The following is a 630-nucleotide window of genomic DNA, read 5'->3' on the forward strand; positions in this document are numbered from 1 at the left end:
CCCGTCGGGGTCGCCCCCCGTGCCGCCGAGGGAATCGAAGTACACCTCGTGCAGGATCATCGAACCGCTGGCGATCATCTCCTCGCGCTTGAGGCCGTTGATCTCGAACACCGGGGCGCTGGCCCAGGTCAATTCGGCCAGGCGCTGCTCGATGGCATTGAGGCGCTTGACCGCCCCGCCGTAGTTGTTTTCCCAGTGGCTGACGATGAGCTTCTCGGACAGGCCGGTGAGTTTGGCCGGATCGCAAGAAAGGGGCTTCAGTTCGTAAGGCATCTTGGCTTCCTCAGTAGGGTGGATCGGAAACGGCGCGACGAAGGCTGACTCGATCAGATTCAGCCTTGGTTCGGAAACACCAGCCAGCCCGCCAATCCCGCCGCGAGGATCACGACGACGACGTTGAGCTTGTTCTTCCAGGCATAAAGGAATGCCAAGCCTGCGGCGAAGATCGACATGCCCACCGTCAGCGATGGCACACGTTCAGCCGTGACCTGCGCCAGGTCGAGGGTGGTTGCGCCGATCAGGCCGACTACGCCGGCCGCGACGCCGTCCAGGAACGCGTGCAGCCGTTTGTTCTCCACGACCGCCTCCAGCCGGTCGTAGAAAATCAGCGAGAACGCAAAGGCCGGAAGA

General features: G+C 62.7%; 1 protein-coding gene and 1 pseudogene. Both read right to left on the reverse strand.

Features of this window, described 5'->3' with window-relative positions; translation table 11 throughout:
- Positions 1-273: pseudogene (locus AC6LJ9_RS30650) on the reverse strand (superoxide dismutase); the annotation flags it as partial.
- A gap of 59 nt (positions 274-332) precedes the next feature.
- A partial coding sequence (locus tag AC6LJ9_RS30655; RefSeq protein ID WP_498150455.1) for a chromate transporter occupies positions 333-630 on the reverse strand: 298 nt, incomplete at its 5' end.

This window comes from Achromobacter sp. 1011811831 (genome assembly GCF_059760905.1).